The following is a 4,915-nucleotide window of genomic DNA, read 5'->3' as shown; positions in this document are numbered from 1 at the left end:
AATATGATTGCTGAGAACTGCCTTGTTTTGAAACTTGGTTGGCTTTAATTAGTTTTTAGTATTCTTTATAGAAAATGCCTCGATCAAGGGGCATTTCTAACAATCATTTAACATAAAATTTCTTATGCGAAATTACATACCAACTTTAACCACATTGTGGACAGGTTGGATTTTAGAGATAAGAAAAACTTCTAGGGCATTTGCTAAATAAGCCGTATCACGCTCAAAGCCTATTGTAATGATGGATCCAGCATCTTTCAGTCTTGGATCTATCGCAATATATTCAGTTTTATCTTCATTCCATCGGCAATATTTCATTACCCTGGCGCTTAAGCCATTACCACGATAACGGCCAGCACCTCTAGAAGTCCCAACACCGATATAAGTCACTAAATCCCCTTTGACAAACGCATATACACCTTGTTTATCGTAATTAGGAATTTTTCCAAAATTAAAATGTACTGGTGACCATTCAGGAGGCTTTCCTAATAGGTCTACATTCCAGTGATGTTCGAAGAATAATTCTGTATTACGTATTAACTTATTAAGTGTTGGATCTTCCACTACTTATCCCTCAAAATTTATAAATTAAAAAGCTTTCGGTCACGCTCATCTGTTAAATACTTATCCATCTGAGCAATTAATTTAGCTCTGGCTTGTTCATCATCTTCAGTGATCTTTAGCATACAGGATCCAATTAAAATTTTGCGTCTGGTATCATCCTTTCGAGCTTGTTCTTTCTCTTTAGCACGTTCTCTTGCCAGTGCTGCCTGTCTTTGAGCCTTTAACTGCTTTAGCTTTTCTTCCTGTGCTTTGATTTTGCTGTCTAGTGTTTCAGTAACGCTCATTAATCCAATACCATCATCCTGGGAAACCATCCCTAACATAAGCGCACTTGAATATGCATTCAAGGTGCTATATGTATAGTAATGTTTTCCTCGAAGAGCGCACTTATGCAAACTTCGTTTGCAAGTACGATTGGGGTCTCCCCAATACCCCGACAACCGTATCCACGGTTGTACTTCACTACGTGAAAATTTAAAAGCGAAAATAGGCATGGCGATTTACCACTTTTCAGTCAAAACCGTAGCACGATCAGCAGGGCGTTCCGCTACTGCTGCGATTGCCTATCGGGCAGGTGAAAAGATCTATTGTGAACGTGAGGGCCGAGAACATGATTACAGCCGAAAAACAGGTGTGGAATATAAAGAAATTTATTTACCCGAAGGCGCACCAGAACATTTAAAAAACCGGGAAAGACTCTGGAACGAAGTTGAACAACGGGAAACCCGAAAAAACTCGACAGTTGCCCGAGAATTTGAAATCGCTTTTCCAAGTGAATTAAATCAGGAACAACGCCTGGCCATGCTCGAAGAGCTATGCGCCAGTATCGTGGACAGACACCAGGTAGCCGTCGATGCCTGTATTCATGCACCGCATACTGGATCTGGTAGTGATGAACGCAATTATCACGCGCATATCCTGATGAGCACACGCAAACTTACTCAGGAAGGCTTCACCGAGAAAACCCGGGAACTGGATCAGAAACACAGTGGAGAAATCGAACACTGGCGCGAACACTTTGCCGATATCTGCAATATGCACCTGGATCTGGCTGGATACACTGCCCGAGTCGACCACCGCAGCTACAAAGACCAGGAGAATGGTTTAGAAGCCACGCTGCACGAAGGGCCGAAAGTCACCGAACTGCGCCGAAAAGGGATTGAGACCGAAATCAGCCGAAGCAATGACGAAATCAAACAGAGAAATCAGGCTCAGCTGCAATACAGCAAAAATATGGATCTGCTGATTGCTGAAAATGAGATCAAACTCAGCACACTGAAAACAGAACAGCAGATCCAAATCAAAAATAGCGCTAAAACGCCACCAATTGACGAAAAAGCCCTGTTTGAGGAAAAACAGAGGGAAACCCTTGGCAAAGTGCTAAAACGCGAAATCAGCGCAAAAGACGCGAATCTAGACCTGGATTTCATGCAGCGTAATCTCAAACAAGCCGAAATAACCCTGACCAAGCACCACAAACATCAAAATGAGTTCAATCAGCAGCTTGCCCAGGAGATCGTGAAAAGCGGACTCAAGCAAAGTCATGACAAATTGCAAAGCCTGGTCGATCAACACAACGAATTAACTCAGAACAAACCCTTACTGTTTGGAAAAAAAGCCTGGGAAGCCCAACGTGATGCGATTTACCAGGAGCACAAAAAGCTGAAAGGTCAGCATGAACACCAGAAAAAACATGGTGTGAAGGATTTATTGGAAAATGACAAATTCAAAGAACATGCCTGGAAGCAGTACCAACAACAACATCCAGCCAAAGCCAAGCAATACCAGACTCTATACCCATCCTATCAAGTCATTAAAAAATGTGTGGATGAGATCAAAGCAGAACAACAGATGAAACTCAGACAGGAACAACAGCTCAAAGCACAGCAACATGCGCCTAAAATGAAATCTCGTGGCATGAGTCGCTAAACAGAGCGAGTGTCTACGAGCGAACTGAGAAAATTTGCCCATCCCTTTCCCTGATTACAAGCTCCCTATCCATCAATCACCTGCTTTACAGAGCATCCCGAATGGGTGCGAACTTTCCAAATTTGATTCCTAAACCGAGCGTAGCGAGAAAAAAAGCTCATGAGCGAAGCGAATTCCGAGCTGCTTTTGATCTTGCTTTTGCTTTTTCTCAAATTCACGAAAATATGAACCAAAAATTGCCCCGACGAATCGAGCGAAAGCGAGATTCAATAGAGTTTGAGCGAAGCGAAAACCAAGGGCAATTTTTTACTCCCTGGGCTTTTAATTATTTTTAAGCTTTTAAATGCTTTTAATTAAGCTGTAATCCTTTATTCATAATGGTTCTAGAGATATTAAAACGAGGTTTACCTTGCATTAAAACGAGGTTTACCTTGCATTAAAACGAGGTTTACCTTGCATTAAAACGAGGTTTACCTTGCATTAAGCGAGATAATTATATAACCTCGTCTTATTGAATTAAAAATATAATCTTTTCATATGAAAACAGAACTAGTTGTTAAAGATAACGCCTTAATCAATGCCAGTTATAACCTCGATCTAGTTGAACAGAGGTTAATTCTCCTAGCTATTGTTGAAGCAAGGGAATCGGGTAAAGGGATAAATGCTAATGATCCACTAACAGTTCATGCTGAAAGTTATATTAATCAGTTTGGTGTACATCGAAATACGGCTTATCAGGCGTTAAAAGATGCTTGCGATGACTTGTTTGCAAGACAATTCAGTTATCAGAGTCTTAGTGAAAAAGGTAACACTATTAATCACAAATCAAGATGGGTGAGCGAGGTGGCTTATATTGATAATGAAGCTGTCGTTAGACTTATTTTTGCCCCTGCTATTGTGCCTTTAATTACTAGGTTAGAAGAACAATTTACAAAGTATGAAATACAACAAATAAGTAATTTAACAAGTGCTTATGCTGTTCGTTTATATGAAATATTGATTGCATGGCGTAGTACTGGAAAAACGCCTCTCATAACTATGTATGATTTTAGACAAAAAATAGGTGTACTCGAGACTGAATACAAACGAATGTATGATTTTAAAAAATATGTTTTAGACATTGCATTAAAACAAGTAAATGAACATACCGATATTATTGTCAAAGTTGAACAGCATAAAACAGGTAGATCTATTACTGGTTTTTCATTTAGCTTTAAACAGAAAAAATCAGCCACGCATTCAGTCGAATCTAAAAGAGATCCGAATACATTAGACCTCTTTTCAAAAATAACAGATAAACAACGCCATCTATTCGCCAACAAGCTCTCAGAGCTTCCTGAGATGAGTAAATATTCACAAGGCACAGAAAGCTATCAGCAGTTTGCTGTACGTATAGCTGCCATGCTGCAAGATGCAGAGAAATTTAAGGAATTACTTCCTTTACTCAGAAAATTAGGATTTCAATGACATTGTTAATTGAAATTGTTAAGTTAACAGTCAGGTATTAACACAAGTTGAAAACTGGTTTACATAATGAAAAAACTGTCAGTTTCAGAGTTAGCTAAGCTTTATGGATATTCAAGACAAGCCATATATGCACATATAAACAAAGGAAATTTATCTAAAGGATCTGATGGATTAATTGACTTTTCAGAGGCCCTAAGAGTTTTTGGGGAACCACAAAAAAAAGAGGATACAGTCAATCAAAGTCAATCAATTAACAGTCAAAACTTGACAGAAGTTGACTTACTAAAACGTCAAGTTGACATACTGGAAAAACAATTAAATCAGGCAATACAGAGAGAAAATCAATCTTTAGAACGTGAATCGTTTTATCAAGAACAGATTGAAGCTATGCAGCGCTTACTAGAAGCACCAAAAGCCAATATGACTACCTTTACCGATCAGAGCTTTAAACAGGATATAGCAACGGATCCTCGGTCGGAACTAGCAACGAACTATGACGAATTGACTACTCCTCAGCAAGACAATAAGCGTATTCCTATCCCGGAGCATGTTGAACCAGAACAGAAGAAGAGAGGCTTCCTAAGCCGCTTTTTCCTTCCATATGGTTAGCCAAGACTCCAGTTTTTTGAAGAGCCAATTTCAGTGCAAGCACTTGAAATAATGACTCCTCAAAAAACCGGATGATGTTTATTAAAACTGAATAAAACCGTGGAACATCGCTCAATTAGTGATCGTGGAACATGAATAATCAATAAAAAGCCGTTCTGGTGCCCTATACTCCAGAACGGCTTACGTTAATATAATGATATTTAAAGAGAAATATCAAGCATTTCGTATAAGGTGTATTATGTTAATTTTAGAAAATCTTCACTACTATTATTTTAAAATAAGCCTTATATCCAAGCATAAAACAAGGTTGTCTAGACTTCTTTTAACAGTAAAGTTATCATAAAAC

Annotated in this window: 6 protein-coding genes; 4 read left to right on the top strand and 2 right to left on the bottom strand. The window is 38.9% G+C overall.

From position 1 onward, the window contains the following. Window positions 1–132 precede the first annotated feature (132 nt). Together FTT94_RS16090 and FTT94_RS16085 are read right to left on the bottom strand one after the other, a co-directional pair. Complete coding sequence (locus FTT94_RS16090; RefSeq protein WP_039090891.1) at window positions 133–564, bottom strand: hypothetical protein; 432 nt, start codon at window positions 562–564, stop codon at window positions 133–135. A gap of 17 nt (window positions 565–581) precedes the next feature. Continuing rightward, window positions 582–848 (bottom strand): mobilization protein, encoded by a 267-nt coding sequence (locus FTT94_RS16085; RefSeq protein WP_088749624.1) that lies wholly within the window; start codon window positions 846–848, stop codon window positions 582–584. 208 nt (window positions 849–1,056) lie between these two features. Between FTT94_RS16085 and mobQ the strand changes: the two genes are divergently transcribed. The 4 genes from mobQ (at window position 1,057) to FTT94_RS16065 (ending at window position 4,569) form a co-directional block, all read left to right on the top strand. Then, window positions 1,057–2,493, top strand: a complete 1,437-nt coding sequence (gene mobQ / locus FTT94_RS16080; RefSeq protein WP_107111964.1) for a MobQ family relaxase — start codon at window positions 1,057–1,059, stop codon at window positions 2,491–2,493. Window positions 2,494–2,594: 101 nt separating this feature from the next. Next, window positions 2,595–2,828: a hypothetical protein gene (locus tag FTT94_RS16075; protein WP_068553069.1), complete on the top strand. Its 234-nt coding sequence runs from the start codon at window positions 2,595–2,597 to the stop codon at window positions 2,826–2,828. 202 nt (window positions 2,829–3,030) lie between these two features. After that, window positions 3,031–3,960 (top strand): replication initiation protein RepM, encoded by a 930-nt coding sequence (gene repM, locus FTT94_RS16070; protein WP_068553070.1) that lies wholly within the window; start codon window positions 3,031–3,033, stop codon window positions 3,958–3,960. 66 nt (window positions 3,961–4,026) lie between these two features. Further along, the gene (locus FTT94_RS16065) at window positions 4,027–4,569 is read left to right on the top strand and encodes a plasmid replication DNA-binding protein (protein WP_004896925.1); all 543 of its coding nucleotides are present in this window, start codon (window positions 4,027–4,029) and stop codon (window positions 4,567–4,569) included. Window positions 4,570–4,915: the final 346 nt, after the last annotated feature.

Source organism: Acinetobacter sp. YH12027, assembly GCF_013420085.1.
In the GTDB taxonomy this organism is placed as follows: Bacteria; Pseudomonadota; Gammaproteobacteria; order Pseudomonadales; family Moraxellaceae; genus Acinetobacter; species Acinetobacter amyesii.
Note: the sequence above shows the minus strand (reverse complement) of the source record. Positions and strands in the feature narration are given on the sequence as shown.